At 59.7% G+C, this 18,897-nt stretch carries 16 protein-coding genes; 3 read left to right on the top strand and 13 right to left on the bottom strand.

Annotated elements, in window-relative coordinates; translation table 11 throughout:
* Positions 1-7: 7 nt before the first annotated feature.
* The 10 genes from Q1A07_RS02440 to Q1A07_RS02395 form a co-directional block, all read right to left on the bottom strand.
* On the bottom strand, positions 8-847 hold the full coding sequence (locus Q1A07_RS02440; protein WP_299777496.1) for a sulfotransferase: 840 nt from the start codon (positions 845-847) through the stop codon (positions 8-10).
* Positions 844-1,746, bottom strand: coding sequence for a hypothetical protein (locus tag Q1A07_RS02435; protein WP_299777494.1), 903 nt, complete (start codon positions 1,744-1,746; stop codon positions 844-846). Before Q1A07_RS02435 ends, Q1A07_RS02440 begins: the two co-directional genes overlap by 4 nt.
* Before the next feature lie 11 nt (positions 1,747-1,757).
* Complete coding sequence (locus tag Q1A07_RS02430) at positions 1,758-3,173, bottom strand: sulfotransferase family 2 domain-containing protein (RefSeq protein ID WP_299777493.1); 1,416 nt, start codon at positions 3,171-3,173, stop codon at positions 1,758-1,760.
* Between the two features lie 198 nt (positions 3,174-3,371).
* A complete protein-coding gene (locus Q1A07_RS02425; RefSeq protein WP_299777491.1) occupies positions 3,372-4,112 on the bottom strand; it encodes an ABC transporter ATP-binding protein in 741 nt (246 codons plus the stop codon).
* Positions 4,109-4,963: an ABC transporter ATP-binding protein gene (locus tag Q1A07_RS02420; protein ID WP_299777490.1), complete on the bottom strand. Its 855-nt coding sequence runs from the start codon at positions 4,961-4,963 to the stop codon at positions 4,109-4,111. The genes Q1A07_RS02425 and Q1A07_RS02420 overlap by 4 nt, the downstream gene beginning before the upstream one ends.
* On the bottom strand, positions 4,960-5,373 hold the full coding sequence (locus Q1A07_RS02415) for a hypothetical protein (protein WP_299777488.1): 414 nt from the start codon (positions 5,371-5,373) through the stop codon (positions 4,960-4,962). The genes Q1A07_RS02420 and Q1A07_RS02415 overlap by 4 nt, the downstream gene beginning before the upstream one ends.
* Before the next feature lie 44 nt (positions 5,374-5,417).
* A complete protein-coding gene (locus Q1A07_RS02410) occupies positions 5,418-6,329 on the bottom strand; it encodes an ABC transporter permease (RefSeq protein ID WP_299777486.1) in 912 nt (303 codons plus the stop codon).
* Positions 6,329-7,402 carry an ABC transporter permease gene (locus tag Q1A07_RS02405; protein WP_299777485.1) on the bottom strand — a complete coding sequence of 358 codons (1,074 nt, stop codon included), beginning with the start codon at positions 7,400-7,402 and terminating at the stop codon, positions 6,329-6,331. The genes Q1A07_RS02410 and Q1A07_RS02405 overlap by 1 nt, the downstream gene beginning before the upstream one ends.
* Complete coding sequence (locus Q1A07_RS02400; protein ID WP_299777484.1) at positions 7,403-8,998, bottom strand: ABC transporter substrate-binding protein; 1,596 nt, start codon at positions 8,996-8,998, stop codon at positions 7,403-7,405.
* Between the two features lie 53 nt (positions 8,999-9,051).
* Complete coding sequence (locus tag Q1A07_RS02395; RefSeq protein WP_299777483.1) at positions 9,052-10,113, bottom strand: dipeptidase; 1,062 nt, start codon at positions 10,111-10,113, stop codon at positions 9,052-9,054.
* 112 nt (positions 10,114-10,225) lie between these two features.
* Here Q1A07_RS02395 and Q1A07_RS02390 point away from each other — a divergent pair, with 112 nt between their 5' ends.
* The 3 genes from Q1A07_RS02390 to Q1A07_RS02380 all read left to right on the top strand — a co-directional run bounded on the left by Q1A07_RS02390 (position 10,226) and on the right by Q1A07_RS02380 (position 15,608).
* Positions 10,226-11,134, top strand: a complete 909-nt coding sequence (locus Q1A07_RS02390; RefSeq protein ID WP_299777482.1) for a LysR family transcriptional regulator — start codon at positions 10,226-10,228, stop codon at positions 11,132-11,134.
* Between the two features lie 195 nt (positions 11,135-11,329).
* Positions 11,330-12,457 (top strand): efflux RND transporter periplasmic adaptor subunit, encoded by a 1,128-nt coding sequence (locus Q1A07_RS02385; RefSeq protein WP_299777481.1) that lies wholly within the window; start codon positions 11,330-11,332, stop codon positions 12,455-12,457.
* A 1-nt stretch (position 12,458) separates the two neighbouring features.
* Entirely contained in the window at positions 12,459-15,608 is a 3,150-nt protein-coding gene (locus tag Q1A07_RS02380) for an efflux RND transporter permease subunit (RefSeq protein WP_299777480.1), read from the top strand.
* A gap of 25 nt (positions 15,609-15,633) precedes the next feature.
* Here Q1A07_RS02380 and Q1A07_RS02375 read toward each other — a convergent pair whose 3' ends face one another.
* Genes Q1A07_RS02375 through Q1A07_RS02365 form a run of 3 tightly spaced genes read right to left on the bottom strand, consistent with a single transcriptional unit; the run spans position 15,634 to position 18,895 of the window.
* Positions 15,634-17,133, bottom strand: a complete 1,500-nt coding sequence (locus tag Q1A07_RS02375; protein WP_299777479.1) for a mannitol dehydrogenase family protein — start codon at positions 17,131-17,133, stop codon at positions 15,634-15,636.
* Positions 17,121-17,894: an L-iditol 2-dehydrogenase gene (locus tag Q1A07_RS02370; protein WP_299777478.1), complete on the bottom strand. Its 774-nt coding sequence runs from the start codon at positions 17,892-17,894 to the stop codon at positions 17,121-17,123. The genes Q1A07_RS02375 and Q1A07_RS02370 overlap by 13 nt, the downstream gene beginning before the upstream one ends.
* Positions 17,891-18,895, bottom strand: a complete 1,005-nt coding sequence (locus tag Q1A07_RS02365) for an ABC transporter ATP-binding protein (RefSeq protein ID WP_299777477.1) — start codon at positions 18,893-18,895, stop codon at positions 17,891-17,893. Before Q1A07_RS02365 ends, Q1A07_RS02370 begins: the two co-directional genes overlap by 4 nt.
* Between the last annotated feature and the right edge of the window lie 2 nt (positions 18,896-18,897).

The raw sequence follows: 18,897 nt of genomic DNA, 5'->3' as shown, positions 1-18,897 counted from the left end.
TTCGCGTCTAGGTGGTGTTCATGAAGAAGGTGCGTCCAAAGCGATCTTCGATAAACCGGTTTTGCAGGCTTACATTTCTTTCCACATGATCCAGAACGAAATTCGGAATATGCAGGGGTTCGGTCTGGTGCACCCGCCGGTCCGCGTTTTTGTATTCGCTGGGGGGCAAACCGCAGTGGCTTTCAACCGTTCTCAACAGGCCGGTCGGGTCTTTTTTGATCTGGCCGAACGGCAGGTACAGCAATTGATCCTCCGAAAAACGGTCGTCCCAGCGTGGAATGTTCTGCAGGTAGTCACCCCTGGTGCTCAATGCTGGCATCTCCAGAATTGCAGTCCATTCCGTATCCGTTAACTGCGCCTTGTTCTTCCTGTGGGCCATCATCCTCAGTTGCGATTTGAGCCGCTCCAGAGGATTCCTGACGATGAAGATCAATCTTGCGTCCGGCAGAAAGCGTTTGAAGAAATCCACGCCGGTTTCTGGAATGCAGGAGTATTCGGGCGTCACGTCGAGGCATTTCTGGTCATTGCCCGCCCGCGAGAAAACGTATTTGTACCACGTCCCATTGAGGATCGGGCGTGTCGCCAAACGCTCCAGATAGGCAAGATACGCATCGTCCTGAGGAGCGACACCGGACACGTGACGTTCTCGTGCTGCCTTCAGCCCCTTCTTGACGTGCCAAGGTGCCCATCGGCGGCATTCCTCTATGAACTTGTGGTCAAAGAAGTGCAGTTCTTTGAACGGCGGCACCCAGATATCGGATCGCGTGGCAAGCGTCTCGTGGAACCACGAAGTTCCGGCTTTCTGTGCGCCGATGCAGACGATGTCGGGCTTTCGGCCTGCATTCATTGCTCTGCCCACTCCACGTCGCTGGACATGATCACGTTGTCCAAAGCTCTCAGGTTGACCAGATCAGCCTCGTATTTCTGTTTCGAATGCTCAATCTGATTGCTGCTCCAGGGGCTGGCGATGACCTTCCGGATGATAGGTACGTGCGACCCGTATTCCGAGAAGAACCGTGATGTGATCGCTGTCCATTCTGGTACCGTCTGTGGCGGGGAGGCCTTGAGAGCCTGAAGATAGGAGGCCCTACCGTTCTCCGCCAAGCAGGAGACAGGGAATTCCTCAATATTCTTAAACGTATGAGTATCAGGATGCCCGGTAATCAGAGCAACCGTCGCAGCCCAGTTCACGGCCAGATTTTCGGCGTCCAAAATGACAAAAAGAGCTTCTGGCCAAGCTGCTCTCATACGGCAAACAAAATGCACCCAGGAAAAGTCGAGACTGTGCGGATAGGAGTCGACCAGATGCCGCAGATGAGGACTGCGTTTCAATTCCAATTCGATAAACTGCGTAAAATGTTGCAAGCACAAGAAAACGGTCACCCGCTGCCCGTCTGTAAGGCGCCGCAACGGTGCGATCTTTTTTTCCAGACTGGGGTAAAGCACCCCGGCCCGGAGGGCATTTTTGCGGCTACTCAGAAATGCGCCATAACTGTAAACGATGCATCCGCTGTCTTTGTGCTCCAGCACCATTTTCAGATAATTCTCATGCGCGGTCTGGTCTGGCATTCCATCTGTGAGCAGGCCAAGTGTGTTGGCCATGGTTTTACGATGCATCTGTACCTTCGGAAACTCGGTACCAACATCATGAAGGAGCGTTCGATTGGCGGCCAGTAGTCTTTGCAGGGGCATTGGCACAGGAGAATGTGGCCCCAAAACCATGCGGTAGTCGTAGGTCGTCACCATTTAATCACTGCTCACAGCTTGCTCATCATCATGCGCCGCATTTCTTCTCTATCCTCTTTCCTCAGCAAAGGCACAGGGGGCTGACCGCGAATAAGAGCAAATCGTCTGTAGACCGTCGGACCTTTTTGCAATCGTTCAACAACTTCCATCAGGACCTTGCCAGCAGTCGGTGACAAATCCGCGATCTTCGCCGAGCGCTTGATCATGTTGGTGATCAAATCACCCTTTTCGGTCCAGTAGGTGATCAGGCCATCGAACAATGCGCCGCCCCTGGCCATTCTTTTCTTCGGTGGCCAGGGTCTCTTGGGCAGAAAGACCATGCGTTCACTTTCGTAGAGTTTGCTGGTGTTGGCAAAGATACTTGCGCTCAGCCCGATTGCGCGTTCCTCGGTATCCCGACCAAAATCCGCAAGGGTGTCGGCAATCGACACAAGCCACCGCAAGGACAATTCCGAGCGGATCACGTCAAACTGCTCGTCCAGTATCCTCCAGAAGAGGGTGGCTGCAGTTTTGCACTTTGGATCGCGGCGCAGCACGACGATTGTGCAGGCCAGCAGGTGCGCAAGGCGAGACGCACCGGCAAACTCCGGCTGCAGTTTGTGGAAATGGACCATCAGATCATCGGCGCGGCGGGCCCAGGTTCTTTCCGGTTGTCCGGGGATGATCTCATCCACAAACGGTTCCAACGGACAATCGGCCTTCGGCAACGCTTCTGTGGCCGCGTCCATCAGTATTGACCGGTCTGAGAAATATGCGGACCAAAGCTTGTACACCGTTGGCAGTGCCCTCGCTGGTTTGATCACCGTGGCACTGGTTGCAGAAGCGCGGGAAGACTGCCCATCGGGAGAGTAATCTAACGCCTTGTAATCTTGCTGAAATATTTTCAGAAAACGCGCTTCGTCTTCTGTTCCCCAGACACCTTCATTCTGTTGCTGATTGATCGGCTCGGGCAGTTCTATGACTTTGGACGGAACATCGAGCTGCGCACATAACTGATCAAAATCAGCCTGCAGATTTTCAAACCGGAGTATGTGCTGCGCCTCCGCGAGACAATTGAACGGGTGTGTTTGAGGCAAGATGTGGTGTTTGAGGTTCCATGTCAGCGTGCGGTGGCTGCGATCAAAGCCGATCCACGGGTCATCCAGCACGTCCAATGCGGTTGAAATGGTCAAATCCGGCCACCGCGGCTCCGCGTAACCGTCCCCATCCAGCGCATTGCCATACTTGAACATGCGAAAGGCTGACAAAAACCGCGTTTTCGGATCACGGATGATCGCAAATCGGAGAAGCTGCGCGTATTCGTCGGGAATATGACCGAAGAACCGGTTTTCGACACTGTCGCCCAGTGCACTGCGAACGGTTTTCCCACCAGTCTTCGGTAGATGGACAAAGACAACCTTGGGGTCTCGCAGTATAAAATTGGTCATCGTGTCGCTTATGTCTTCTTTCAGTGGAAAGACTATTCCTCTTACTGCCATTTTGATGACCCGCAAAGACCAAAGCATCTTGGCATCTTAATTTGTCGTAGAGTGCAGCCGCAGGAATTGCCGGCGTCAACAGGCAAACGAGGGTCCAGCAACTCGTACCGACTGCCGCTTTCGGGCAGAGATTTCCCGGATGTGTGTCTAGAGTGACGCTTGCAGCAGCTGTTGTGAGTAGGGATGTGCGGCATTGGAGGCGCGCAGGGCATCCACATCTAGTATCTCAACAATCTCACCGTTTCGCATGACCGCCAGCCGATCGCACATGTGACCGACGACAGAGAGGTCATGAGACACCATCAGGTAGGTCAATCCCCGATCCGCCCGAAGATCGGCCAGCAGGTTCAGGATTTCTGCCTGCACCGAGACATCCAGCGCCGATGTCGGCTCGTCCAGCAGCAGCAACGTAGGCTCGGGCGCCAATGCGCGGGCGATGGCGACCCGCTGACGCTGCCCCCCCGACAGCTGGTGCGGATAGCGAAAGCGGAATTTCTGCCCCAACCCCACATCGTCGAGCAGTTTCGCAACGCGGCCGTCGATATCGTCAAACCCGTGCAGATGCAGGGTTTCCCCCAGTACCTGGTCGACGGAGTGACGCGGGTGCAGCGAGGCATAGGGGTCCTGGAACACCATCTGAACAGTTTTGAAAAACCCGCGCGGACGTTTTTTGCCGATGGGCGTGCCATCGACGGTAATGATGCCGGACCAGTCCGGCGCCAGCCCGGTGATCGCGCGCAGAATGGTGGATTTCCCCGATCCACTTTCGCCGACAAGGCCAAAGCTCTCTCCTGTACCAACTTGAAAACTGGCCCCTTTGACTGCATCAACCCGGTCGCGGTTCTTGCCAAACCAAACGTTCATCCCATTCACATCCAGCATCGTCATATGCGGCCACTCACACTTTCCGCGTCCGACCAGGCCGGATCACGCTTGAGCACCTCAAGCCGGTCGCGCGGCGCATCCAACCGGGGCAGGGAATTCAGCAGCCCGCGGGTATAGGGGTGTTGCGCGTCGTGCAGCTTGTCCGCGTCGCAGACCTCGACAATCCGGCCCGCATACATGATCAGCACCCGGTCACAGAAATCGGCAACCAGATTGAGGTCATGGCTGATGAAGATCAGGCCCATGCCGCGCTCCCTCACCAGCTTGTCCATGATGTCGAGCACCTGCCGTTGCACCGAGACATCCAGGGCGCTTGTCGGCTCATCCGCGATCAGGATCTCGGGGTTGGGGATCAGCATCATGGCGATCATGATGCGCTGCCCCATGCCGCCCGACATCTCGTGCGGGTAGGCGCGCATCACGCGCTCGGGACCGCGGATCGACACCGCCTCCAGCATTTCCAGCGACTTCGTATAGGCCTCCGCCTTGCTGGCGGAACTGTGCAGCCGGTAGGCTTCGATGATCTGATCGCCGATGGTCATCACGGGGTTCAGCGAGAACTTGGGGTCCTGCATGACCATGCTGATGCGCTCTCCGCGCACGGCGCGCATGTCCTTTTCGGACTTCTGCAGCAGATCGACCCCTTCAAGGTTGATGTGATCCGCCTCGACTATGCCCGGCGGCCGGATCAGGCGCAGAATGGCGCGCCCGGTCATGGATTTACCCGACCCGCTTTCGCCCACGATCCCGAGACGTTCGCGGCCCAGTGTAAAGGACACCCCGCGCACGGCATCGAAAACGCCATGACGTGACGGGAATTTGACCCAGAGGTTTTTGACGTCCAGCAAACTCACGTCGCACGTTCCATACATTTATCCCAGAATTCAAATTTGCGGATGCGCCTTTCAGAAATATCGAAAGGGATGTCATACTTTTTGAATACACCCTCTGCTGCGGTCTCGGCGTAGACGGCAATTGGGCAGGCGTGATCAAGCGCGATGCGACGGTTGCACAGGCGCTCGTCATAGCAGATCGCCCATTGTATCATCAGTTCGGTAATGGGCGTCATCTCAACCAGGACATCAAAGGATGCCAGTCCGGCCACGCGTGGTGATTTTTCCAGCCTTACGATGTTGGCCATCGACTCGATCATATGTGCTTCAGATCCCTTGGAGATCAGGTCCGCAGCGAATTTCGCCTGATCCCTTTTGCTTAAGCCATCCGCGAATGAAATCTGCTGAACGGCAAAAAGAACACCGGCCAAAACCGCAATCGCCTGTATCCAGTCAGTTATGTTGGGCCTCTGGCTCATTCACCTGCCTTCGGATCAAGGACATCGCGCAGCCCGTCGCCCAGCAGGTTGAAGGCCAGCGAGACGGTGAAGATCGCCAGCCCCGGCACCGTGGCCACCCACCAGTGATCGAGGATAAAGCGGCGCCCTTCGGAGATCATCGCGCCCCATTCCGGGCTGGGTGGCTGTGCGCCAAGGCCCAGAAATCCAAGACCGGCGGCGGCGAGGATGATGCCCGCCATGTCGAGTGTGACCCGCACGATCAGTGAAGAGATGCAGAGTGGCCAGATGTGTTTGGTGATGATCCGGATCGGCCCCGCGCCCTGGAGCTTGATTGCGCTGATGTAATCCGAGGAGCGGATGGTCAGCGTCTCTGCCCGCGCGATCCGCGCATAGGGCGGCCAGGCGGTCAGGGAAATCGCCAGCACGGCGTTCTCGATCCCCGCGCCAAGGGCGGCAACAAAGGCCAGCGCCAACACGAGGCGGGGAAAGGCCAAAAAGATGTCCGTAATCCGCATCAGCACCACGTCAGCCCAGCCGCCGACATAGCCCGAGACGGTGCCCACCAGCAGACCGGCAACGGGGGCAATCAGCGCCACCAGCGCCACGATGTAAAGCGTAATGCGCGCGCCATAGATCAGACGGGAGAGGATATCGCGCCCGAGACTGTCCGTGCCAAAGATGTGCCCCTCGGTGCCCAGCGGGGCCAGGCGGTTGCCAAGGTCCTGGCTGAAGGGATCATGCGGCGCGAGGAGGGGCGCGGCAAAGGCGATCAGGACCAGCGCGATCAGGATGCCAAGACCGACCATGGCCATGGTGTTCGACCGGAAGGACAGCCAGCCCTGATAGAGCGCAGAGAGTTTGGCGTGTCGGCGCGAGGTTGGCGTTTCAGTCAACAACCATTGGCGCAGGGTTTGTGTTTCAGACATTACTTCGCCCTCGGGTCGAAGACCTTATAGAGCAGGTCGGAAAAGATATTGAGCAGGATGAAGATCAGCCCGACAACCACGGTGCCGCCCAGAACCGCGTTCATATCGGCACTCAGCAGGGCGGTGGTGATATAGCTGCCGATGCCCGGCCAGGAAAAGATGATCTCGGTCAGCACGGAGCCTTCGAGCAGGTTGGCGTAGCTGAGCGCGATGACGGTGATCAACTGCACGCGGATGTTCTTGAACGCGTGTTTCCAGACCACATCCCACTCGGACATGCCCTTCACGCGGGCCGTGGTGATGTATTCCGCGCTGAGCTGTTCGAGCATGAACGAGCGCGTCATCCGGCTGATGTAGGCCAGCGAGAAATACCCCAGCAGAGAGGCGGGCAGTATGATGTGAGAAAAGGCGTCCTTGAAGACATCCCAGTTGCCGTCGAGCGCGGCGTCCACGAGGATCAGGCCCGTGACGCTCGGCACCACATCAACGTAGAAAATCCCAACGCGGCCCGGCCCGCCGACCCATCCCAGAATGCCGTAGAAGATCAGCAGCCCCATCAGGCCCAGCCAGAAGATCGGCATGGAATACCCTACAAGGGCAACGACGCGGGCAATCTGGTCGATCCAGGAGCCCTTGCGCACTGCGGCCAGCACGCCCAGCGGCACGCCCAGAACGATGCCGAAGATAATACCAAGCGTCGCCAGTTCCAGCGTGGCGGGGAAGACGCGTGCGATGTCTTCGGAGACGGGCCGCGCGTTCAGCAGGGAGGTGCCGAAATCCAGATGCAGCACGTCCCAGATGTAATAGAGGAATTGCACCAGGAGCGGTTTGTCGAGACCAAGCTGTTGGTAGACCGCATCATAGGTCGATTGCGATGCGCGCTCGCCCACGATGGCCAGAACAGGGTCGATCGGCATGACCCGCCCGATGATGAAGGTAATGAAAAGCAGCCCCAGCAGGGTCACCGCGATGGAACCAAGCGTCAGCAGCGTGGTTTTCGCAATGGGCCAAAGCTGCTCTGACAGAGGCGCCCGCTGGGGGCGCCTCCGGTTGTTGTCCTCGGTGAGGGCCATTTACTTGGTAACCTGCCAGTACGCCGCCGATGTGACCGCCTGACCGGTCGACCAATCCGTCACGTTGTCGCGCAGGGCGGATTGTTCGATCTGCTGGAACATGACCACAAAGGGCGAGGTCTCGCGGAACTCGGCCTGGATATCCAGATACATCTGCACCCGCTTGTCCCGGTCGCCTTCGGTGACGGCTGCGGCAACTTTCTCGGTCAGACCGCCGGTATCCCAGCTGTTGCGCCATGCCAGAAGACCGGTGGCATTGGCCTCATCGGAGTTGTCCGGGTTATAGGCAAAGGTGCCTGCATTGGTCTGGGGATCAGGATAATCCGGACCCCAGGCGCCGAGATAGACATCCAGTTCCCGTGCACGGTAGCGCGCCAGGATCTGCTTGGCGGTGCCCACGGTGATGTTGACCTTGATGCCAGCCTGCGCCGCGGCATTCTGGAAGGATTGGCCGATCTCGATCCGCTCCTGTGCTTCGCGCACACCGATCTCAACCTCAAGCCCTTCGACACCGGCAGCGGCCAGCAGTTCCTTGGCCTTTTCGATGTTGTAGGAGAAGGGGTTTTCCTCGGATGCGCCCAGATAGGTCGCGGGCAGGAAGTTCTGGTGGATCGTATACTGACCGCTCAGAAAGCTGTTCTTCATGCCTTCATAGTCGACCAGATACTTGAACGCTTGCCGCACTTCCGGCTTGGACAATTCCGGATGCTTCTGGTTCAGCGCCAAATACATCAGACGCCCTTTCAGTTCATCCGCGATCTTCACGCCGTCGGCAGCAGACGCCCCTGCAATGTCCTCGGGGTTCAGGTTGCGCGCGATATCGATGTCACCACGTTCCAGCAGCAGGCGCTGGGAGGCGCTTTCAATCACGTGACGCACGATCACCCGCTCCATCGCGGGCGCACCGCCATAGTAGTCGGGGTTCGACGACAGCGTAACGCTCTCATTCGGCTTCCAGCTGTCCAGCTTGTAGGGGCCGGAGCCTGCAGAGTTGGTTTTCAGCCAGGTGTTGCCCATGTCGCCATCGACTTCATTGGCCATCACGACTTCCTTGTCGACGATGCCACCGATGGTCGCGGTCAGGCAGTTCAGCACGAAGGAGGTCGCATACTTCTTGTCCGTTGTGATGATCAGCTTGTTGCCCTCGGCGCGGATGGTTTCGGCCGCGTTCTCGGGCGTGAAACCGAACTGCGTCAGAATGAACGCGGGCGTCTTGTTCAGGATCACCGCGCGTTGCAGCGAAAAGGCCGCATCTTCGGCCCGCACCGGATTGCCGGAATGGAATTTTACCCCTTCGCGCATGGTGAAGGTGATCGTCTTGCCATCCTCTGAGACATCCCAGCTTTCGGCCAGATCGGGTTTGTAGCCCGCCGCCAGGTCATTCGGGTCGAGGTTGACCAGTCGGCCATAAACATTGCGGCTGATGTCGGAGCCTGCAAATTCAAAGCTCTCCGCCGGGTCGACAGTTGTGACGTCATCGATCCGGTGCGCGATCACCAGCATGTTCGCCGGTGTCTCGGCCACCGCCGAGAACGACGTCACGCTGACCGCCAGGCCAATCGCCACGCTTGTCAGTAGTCTGTTGAATGCATTCATTTTGAGTACCTCTCCTGTTTCGTTTCCGTTATTTTTGCGCGTGGCATCCGGGGTTATGTCCCCCAAGTTTTCTTAAGCACACGCAGCCAGTTCTTGTGGCAAAGCTTGGTGATCAAAGCATCGTCATAGCCGTGCTTTGTCATCGCTTGCCTCAATTGAGGCAACGCTGCACAAGAGGTAAGCTCCTCTGGCACAACGGCCCCGTCGTAATCCGATCCGAAGCCCACGCGGTCTTCGCCCAGATGCTCGATCAGGTGATCGAGATGTTTCAGCATTTGCGCCAGCGGCACATCCGCCAGCATGCGGCCATCGTCTCGCAAAAAGGCGACGGCGAAATTCAGACCGACCATCCCATCGCTCTCGCGGATTGCGGCCAGTTGCTTGTCCGTCAGGTTCCGGCTGTGCGGGCAGATCGCATGCGCATTGGAATGGGTTGCCACCAGCGGTTTGGTGGAATGCCGCGCCACGTCCCAGAACCCGGCCTCGTTCAGATGCGACAGGTCTACCATGATGCCGAGCTCGTTGCACCGTTTTACGAGGCGCAGACCATGATCGGTCAGGCCATCGCCGGTGTCGGGCGCGCTGGGATAGCGGAAGGGCACGCCGTGCCCAAAGATGGTTTCGCGGCTCCAGACGGGGCCGATGGAGCGCAAACCCGCCTGATAGAGCACCTCCAGCGTGTGCAGATCAGGGTCAATCGCCTCGGCCCCTTCAATGTGAAAGATCGCAGCAATCCGGCCATCCGCAAGTGCGCCTTCGATCTCATGCGCCGTCCGGCACACCGTCAAGGCACCCCGCTTTTCCAGATCGAAAAGGATCGCGGCCTGTGCCATCACAACCGGAAAAGCATCTTCCCAATCAATGGGTTCCGGCAATGGCAGATCATAGCTGGGCTTGCTCATTTCTTCGAACTTGAAGTCAAGATCGACGGGTGAGGGGACGTAGACCGCAAAGAAGCCGCCGCCAAATCCACCTGCTTGCGCTGTGGGCAGATCGATCGCGCCATCGCGGCCGGTAACAAAGCTTTCGCTTGCCGTGAGGCCGCCCGCGCGGTGCAGTTTCAGCAGCACGTCGTTGTGGCCATCAAAGATGGCTGGCGTCACGGAATCAGTCACGGTGTCTTGCCCCCAAGGAACCCTGAGACACTGTATGTCAGTAATTCTCATAGACCAGAGACAATGACTTGATAATATATCATACCTTAATGAGGAATGCGCAGAGGGCACAATGGGCACAAAAACATGGCACAGCCTGCCGGAATATCAGGCATTGCGGGCCTTGATGGAGAGCGGTACGACCTCCAAGGCGGCAATCCGGCTGGGCCTGTCGCAATCCGCGATCAGCCGTTCCATCGCCAATCTGGAGGCGCGCACGGGGCGGATTCTCTTTGAGCGCGACGGTGGCCGTCTGCGCCCCACGAACGAGGCCGCCCAGATGAACAGGCGCCTTGATCCGCTCTTTGAGGCGCTCGACCGGATCGACGGCCCGCCGGAGGTGGCGCAGGAATCGCTGCGGATCATTGCGCCCCCGACCTACGCGCACCGCTTTCTGGTGCATCACATTGCGACCTTTCTGAAAACCAACCCACATTTTTTCATCAGTCTGGATGTGTCCCCGTCCGAAGACGTTATTCGCGGCATTCTCGAACAGCGGTTTGACCTTGGCGTCACCGGGGTGGAGCTGTCCCGCGATGGGGTGAAGCTGACACCTTACCGGTCTTCCACGGCCGTCTGCGCCATGGGGCAGGATCACTCCCTGGCCGGGCGTGCAGAGATCCATCCCGAAGATCTCGACGGGCAGGCGCTGATTGCGCTGACCCATCGCCACGCCCGACGGGCCCAGTTGGAAAAAGTGCTGCATGCCTGCCGCAGTACCCCCCGGATCGTGGCGGAGGCATCGACCTCCGTTGCCGCCGTGGACCTTGTCAAAGAGGGTCTTGGCGTGACCATCGTCAACCCGTTCCCCATCGTTCAATACCGATCAGACGATCTGGTGTTCCGCCCCTTTGCATCCCAGATCGAATACCGCAGCTACTTCGTCACCCCGGATCATGGCCCGGTGCCCAGCATCACCCGCGCGTTTATGCGGCACTTGCGATTGCACACCGCAACGGATGCATTTTCTGAAAAGGCATAGCTTGCGGCGAACTGTCACGTCAGACACTGACTGATATCGCAGCAGGTGCTGCTTTCGGCGTCGTCTGACATCGACTTTGCTTCCATGCTGACAGCAATTGACAGGGGAGAGTTGCCAATTTTCATAAATCTACTTTCAATCCTCTGAACCGGGTTTAAGTTGCCCGGAGCAAGAATCCATTTGGCGGACCCAAATATGAAACGTTTTACCGCGATGCTGCTTGCTGTCAGCATGACTGCTTTCTCTCCTATGGTCATGGCACAGCAGGGGCCTCCGCCAGTGACCGTCGCCCACCCGGTCGTGAAGACAATTGTCGAGGACGATGAGTTTGTCGGGCGTTTTGAAGCCCGGGCGGAGGTTGTGCTGCGCGCACGGGTGTCGGGGTACCTTGAGACGGTCCATTTCAAAGACGGCAGTCTGGTTGAAAAGGATCAGCTCTTGTTCTCGATTGACCAGCGCCAGTTCGACACGGCGCTGCGACAGGCGCAGGCGCAGATTGACGTTGCCCAGGCGACATATGATTTCGCCGAAGAGCAGCTTGAACGGGCGCAGTCCCTGATCCAGAACGGCAATATTCCGCAAAGCACGGTGGATCAGCGGCGCGAGGCTTACCTCGCGGCACAAGGCGCGCTGGAGCAGGGGCGTGCGGCGCTGGAACTGGCACAATTGGACTATGAATATTCGCAAATCCGCGCGCCTATGGCCGGGCGGATCGACCGGCGTCAGGTCGATCCCGGCAATCTGGTTTCCGCCAACGAGACGGTGCTGACAACCATTGTGGCTTCCGATCCGGTATATTTCTACTTCGACATCGATGAACGCTACTTCCTAGCCTACGCACGGGATGCCCGGGCGCGGGGCGTGTCGCTGCAGGAAGGCGGCGGCGGGCTGGAGGTCAAGGTGACCTTGTCGGACGAAAGCATTCCGCCGCAGTCGGGGTATCTGGACTTCTCCGAAAACCGGATCGACCGGGAAACCGGCACCATGCGCATCCGGGCGGTGTTGGAAAACCCCAATGAATTGCTCACGCCGGGGCTCTTTGGGCGGGTGAATGTGCCGGGCTCGCTGCCCTATGAGGGGGTGTTGCTGCCGGATGAGGCTATCGTGGCCGATCAGAACCGCCGGCTGGTGATGAGCGTCGATGGCGAGGGTAATGTAATCCCGCTGGAGGTCCGCCCCGGACCCCGCATTGATGGCTACCGGGTAATCCGCGACGGGCTGGACGGGTCCGAGACAATCGTGGTCGAAGGCGTCGTGCGCGCCCGTCCGGGTAGCGTGGTAACGCCTGAAATGGTTGACCTTCCCCTGATCGCGGAAAACTGAGATGGGTCGCTTCTTCGTCAGCCGCCCGATCTTTGCCGCGGTAATATCGATCCTGCTGACCATTGTCGGCATCGTCTCCTACTTCCAGTTGCCGGTGGAACAATATCCGCAGATCGCGCCGCCTTCGATCGTGGTGCGCGCGAGCTATCCGGGGGCGGATGCCGCAACCGTTGCGGCCACCGTCGCAACGCCGCTGGAGCAGGAGATTAACGGCGTCGAGAACATGCTCTATCTGTCGTCCTATTCGACAGCCGATGGCGCGATGAGCCTGACGATCACCTTCGAGTTGGGCACCGATCTGGATGCCGCGCAGGTGCTGGTGCAGAACCGCGTGGCGATTGCCGAACCGCGTCTGCCGCAGGAGGTGCGGTCGCTTGGGGTGACGACAACCAAATCCTCACCCGACCTGATGATGGTCGTGCACATGCTGTCCCCGGACGAGAGCTTTGATCAGCTTTATGTCTCGAACTACGCGCGGTCGCGGGTGCGCGACAGGTTGGTCCGGCTGGACGGGGTCGGCGATCTGATCATTTTCGGAGAACGTGAATTCTCCGCCCGCGTCTGGCTCGACCCGGACAAGCTCGCTTCGTTGGGCCTGACGGCGGGCGATGTGGTCGATGCGCTGCGCGAGCAGAACGTGCAGGTGTCGGGTGGCTCGCTGGGCGCGCCGCCGAACGCCAGCGACAGTGCCTTTCAGGTCGCGATCACCACGCAAGGACGCCTGCAGACGCCGCGTGAATTCGGGCGGGTCATCGTGCGCGCCTCGGAAGAGGGCAGGGTGGTCCGGGTCCGCGATGTGGCGCGCGTTGAAATCGGGGCACGGTCCTACATCACGAATTCCTATCTGAACAACAAACCGGCGGTTGCGCTGGGGATTTTCCAGCGCCCCGGCTCCAACGCGCTGGCATCGGCGGATGAGATCATATCGGTGATGGAGGAGCTTTCCGAAGACTTCCCGGCGGGTCTTGAATATCAGGTGGTCTACAACCCGACGGAGTTCATCGCCGCGTCGGTCAACGCCGTTTACAAAACGATCTTCGAGGCGGTGCTGCTGGTTGTCATTGTGATCATCGTCTTCCTGCAGAACTGGCGCACGGCGCTGATCCCGCTTCTGGCCATCCCGGTGTCGCTGATCGGCACCTTTGCGGTGATGCTGGCCTTGGGCTACACGCTGAACCTGCTCACGCTCTTTGGGTTGATCCTGGCCATCGGCATCGTGGTGGATGACGCCATCGTGGTCGTCGAGAACGTGGAACGGAACATCGCGGACGGGATGAGTCCGCGCGATGCTTCCGCCCGCACGATGGACGAAGTGCAAGGGGCGATCATCGGGACCACGCTTGTGCTGATCGCGGTCTTTGTGCCCTCGGCCTTTGTGCCGGGGATCACCGGGCAGTTCTACACGCAGTTTGCCGTGACCATCTCCGTGGCGACGATCATTTCCTCGATCAACTCGCTGAGCCTCTCGCCTGCCATGGCGGCCATCCTGCTGAAATCCAAGGATGCGTCAGAACGGCCCAGTCCGCTGGCGCGGATCACCGGACCCCTGTCGCGCGGCTTCAATCGTGGCTTTGATGCCGTGACGCGCGGATACACCCGCGTGGTACGGTTGCTGGTGGGCTCCACGGCGATGATCGTCCTGTCGCTCGCCGTCTTCGTGGGCCTTTTGGGCGCCACCTATCTGGTCAATGAGCAAGTCCCCACCGGCTTCATCCCGGAGGCGGATCAGGGTTATGCCATTGTCGTTGTGCAATTGCCGGACGGCGCGTCGCTGGAGCGCACCGACGCGGTGATGAAACAGGCAACAGAGGTGGCCCTGAGCACACCCGGTGTCACCAATGCCGTTGCCTTTGCCGGCTTCTCTGGTGCGACGTTCACCAATGCGACCAATCAGGGGGTGATCTTCACCACGTTTGAAAGCTTCGAGGATCGGGCTGAAAGTGGCACCACGGCGGGCATGATCATCGGCCAGCTCTTTGGCCGGATGCAAAGCCTGCGCGAAGCTTTCATCATTGCCATCGCCCCACCCGCTGTCAGCGGTGTGGGCAATGGCGGCGGGTTCAAGCTGCAGCTGAAGGAGAATGAAAGCGCCGATATGTCCCGCGTACTGGGGTCGGCCTACGCAATCATGGGGGCCTCGCAGCAATCCGATCAGGTGCAGGGCGTTTTCACGACCTTCTCTGCGTCCTCGCCGCAGGTGTTTCTGGAAATTGACCGGGTACGTGCACAGATGTTGAACGTGCCCATCGGGTCGATTTTTGAAACCCTCGCCATCAATCTCGGGTCCTCCTATGTGAATGACTTCAACGCCTTTGGGCGGCTCTTCCAGGTACGTGCGCAGGCCGATGAACGGTTCCGGCTGGAGGAGGAGGACATCTCCACCCTGCGCGTGCGGTCTGCCACCGGCGCTCTGGTCCCGCTGGGCACGCTTGTGTCCATCCGGGAAACCGCCGGACCCGCCCTGGTGCAACGCTACAACCAACAGGTCTCCGTGCCTGTTCAGGGTTCCGCGGCAGCCGGTGTTTCGACCGGTGATGCATTGATCGTGATGGAAGAACTGGCGCAGTCGATCATGCCGCCGGGGGTCGACTTTGAGTGGACTGAGCTGGCCCTGCAGGAGCGGAACCAGGGCAATACCGCCGCCTATATCTTTGCCTTCTCGATCCTGTTTGCTTTCCTGTTTCTGGCAGCACTTTATGAGAGCTGGGTCCTGCCCGTTGCCATCATCCTGATTGTGCCCCTGTCCATCCTCGGCGCGCTTCTGGGTGTTCTTTATCGCGGGATGGACAACAACATCCTGACGCAGGTGGGATTGATCGTGCTGGTGGGTCTTGCGGCGAAAAACGCGATCATGATCGTGGAGTTTGCCAAACAGGCGCAGGAGGAACGCGGGCTGGACCCGGTCGAGGCCGCGCTGGAGGCGAGCCGTCTGCGGTTCCGTCCGATCCTGATGACCGCCTTTGCCTTCATCCTTGGGGTGATCCCGCTGATGATCGCATCCGGCCCCGGGGCCGAGATGCGGCAGGCACTGGGGACGGCGGTGTTTTTCGGGATGTCGGGCGTAACCTTCCTGGGATTGTTCCTGACGCCGGTCTTTTACGTGACGCTGCGCAGCATGTTCAAAACCAAGAAGGTCGCGCAGGAGGCCTGACGGGATCAAATTGTGGGTCGCCCCGTTATGCGCGGGCGGCCACTGATCCGTCACTGATGTAGGTGTTGAGCGTGGCAGCACATCCCTGCGACCAGAGAGTTTCGAGCCAACGGTCGAAGGTGGTCGCAAAGCGGGTGTTGCTGCCCAGGTCTCCGTAAAACTGCCGTTGTTCCAGCCAGGCAGCAGGCCGCGTGCGCGCGGCCTTGGCCGCCTCCGCAAGCAGTGGCCAGTGGGGATCATTGGGGCTGATCACCGTGCCGTTTTCGCGTGTGCCCTCGCACATCCGCGCCCAGAGCGCCTCGACCAGCGCAAGCCCTTCGATACCGGTCCCTGCGTCCAGGGCGATGCGCACCGTGGGCAGGACAAAGCCGGTATGCCGCGAAGAGCCGTCAAAGGCCACGCGCCGGGTGGTGTCCACGATCATGGGGTTGGCAAAGCGCCGCTCAATCAGATCGACATAGCTCGCCGCCGTCATGCCGGGCACAGCGGACACATGGGGAGCAATCTCTTCGGTTTGGACCTTGCGGGAAAACGCGGCAATCTGCGGATGCGCCATACAGTCGGCAATGGTCTCCAACCCCATGATCTCACCCGCATTCGCGAGGATCTGGTGCCCCGCGTTCAGAATGCGGATCTTCATCGCTTCGTAGCTGTGCACATCGCGGGTGAGGGTCGCGCCGACCTTGTGCCAATCCGGGCGGCCTGCACAGAAATCGTCCTCGATCACCCATTGGCGAAAGGTTTCATGGGTGACGGGGGCCTGATCGTCGATGCCGATATCCTGCACCAGAGCCAACTCCTTCGGGCCGGTAGCAGGCACGATGCAATCGACCATCGAATTGGGGAAACTGCAGGTGTCGTCGATCCAGTTCGCCAGATCGCTGTCTGACAACCGTGCCAGGGATACCACGGTCTGGCGCAGGATATCGCCGTTGCCCTGCAGGTTGTCGCAGCATTGCCCGGTGAAGGGCCCGGTGCCCGCCTCCCGGCGCTGCCGCAGGGCGGCGATCATCGCACCAAAGGCGGTGCGGGGTGTCTCGGGGTAGGCGGCGTCGTGCTGAATATCGGGATGGCCCGCGTCAAATCCTCCGGTGGCCGGGTCGATGTAGTAACCGCCTTCGGTGACCGTCAAAGCCACGATGCGAATGGTCGGATCCGCCATCTGCGCAATGAGCGGCGCATGTCCGGGTTCCACCGGGACATAGCCGATCATGGAGCCGACAACCTCTGCCGCACTGCCCTTGGGGTCGAGCTCCACCAGCGTCGTCAGGCAATCCTGTGCCAGCAGCTTGTCGCGCTGCGCCGCGTCCTGCGGGCGCACACCGGCACCGATAATCGCCCAGTCGTGGCAGAGGCCTGCGTCAAAGAGCCGGTGCAGATACCATGCCTGATGCGCCCGGTGAAAATTGCCCAGCCCGATGTGTACGATGCCGGGGGTGAGAGCGTTCCGGTCGTAGGTGGGCACCCGGACGTCGGCGGGAAGCCGGGCCAACGTGGCATTCGACAGGCGGATCAGCTCATCCATTGACCACCATCCACGTTGTAGGTCTGTGCCACGATGTAGTCGGCATCGTCACTGGCCAGAAAGACGGCCATGCCGGTGAGGTCCTCCGCCGTGCCCATCCGCCCGTAAGGAACAGCTTCGCCGACTTCTTTCTTTTTCTGTCCCGGCGCCTTGTTCTCATGCTTGGCGAAAAACGCATCGACCCCGTCCCAGTGTTCACCATCCACCACGCCGGGAGAGATCGCGTTCACGTTGATCCCGTGCGCGATCAGGTTCAGCCCTGCCGATTGCGTCAGGCTGATCACGGCGGCCTTGGTGGCGCAGTAGACCGCGACGAGCGGTTCACCCCGACGCCCGGCCTGACTGGCCATGTTGATGATTTTGCCGCCGCCGCCCCGGGTGATCATGTGTTTGGCCACCGCCTGCAGTGTGAAGAGCGTGCCACCCACATTGATATCGAAGACGCGGGCGTAGTCCGCGCGGGTGATTTCTGTGATCGGCGCGGCGGTGAAGAGGGCCGCGTTGTTGATCAGGATGTCGATCTGGCCGAAGTGCTGCACGGTCTCGGCGACAGCGCGGTCGATACTGGCCTGATCGGTGATGTCCATCTCTACCGCGATGGCGGCAGCGCCCAGATCATCGGCGGCTTGCCGGGCGCGCGCCATGTCGATATCGGCAATGGCGACCTGCGCGCCCTCGCGGACGTAGGCCTGTGCAAAGGCAAGACCGATCCCACGCGCGGCCCCGGTGATCAGGGCCGTTTTTCCGTCAAGTCGCGTCATGCAATCCGCAAGCCCTTGTCGTCAAAACGGTGCAGCTGCTCGGTGCGCGGCGTCATGTAGATGGTGTCACCATGGCGGAAACTCACCTCGCCCGGTGCGCGCACGGTGATGGTGTCCGTGAGGCCCGTCTGATGCACGTGAAAGAAGGTGTCAGAGCCGAGGTGTTCGGCCACGCCGACAGTGCCCTGCCATTGACCTTCGGTGGCGGAAACATCGATATGCTCGGGGCGAATACCCAGCGTGTGCCCGCCGTTCTTCACCGCTTCCTCGCCCTCGATCAGGTTCATTTTCGGCGAGCCGATGAACCCGGCTACAAAGGTGTTGCGTGGATTGCGGTACAGCTCCAGCGGGGAGCCAACCTGCTCGATATGGCCTGCGCGCAGCACCACGATCTTGTCGGCCATGGTCATCGCTTCGACCTGATCGTGGGTCACGTAGATCATCGTGGTGGCAAGCTTCTTGTGCAGCTCGCTGATTTCCATGCGCATGCCGACGCGCAGGGCGGCATCAAGGTTCGACAGTGGCTCGTCAAACAGGAAAGCCGCTGGTTCGCGCACAATGGCGCGCCCGATGGCAACCCGCTGACGTTGACCCCCGGACAGCTGACCGGGACGCCGGTCTAGATAATCCGTGAGGTTCAACGCGGCGGCGGCCTGCTCGATGCGCCGATCCTGTTCTGCCTGGTCCATCTTGGCCATCCGCATCGGGAAGGCGATATTCTTGCGCACCGACATATGCGGATAAAGCGCGTAGGATTGGAACACCATCGCAAGGCCGCGCTTGGCGGGTGGGATATCGGTGGCGTCATTGCCGTCGATGCTGATGTGGCCGCTGGTGATGTCCTCCAGCCCCGCGATCAGCCGCAGTAGGGTGGATTTGCCACAGCCCGAGGGGCCGACGAACACTGTGAACTCGCCGTCCTTGATCTCCAGATCCAGCGGCGGGATCACTTCGACGTCGCCGAAACTCTTGGTGACTTTCTGAAGCGTAATCTGTCCCATGG

This window comes from uncultured Roseobacter sp. (assembly GCF_947492555.1).
In the GTDB taxonomy this organism is placed as follows: Bacteria; Pseudomonadota; Alphaproteobacteria; order Rhodobacterales; family Rhodobacteraceae; genus Roseobacter.
This window is presented reverse-complemented; position numbering and strand designations above follow the sequence as displayed.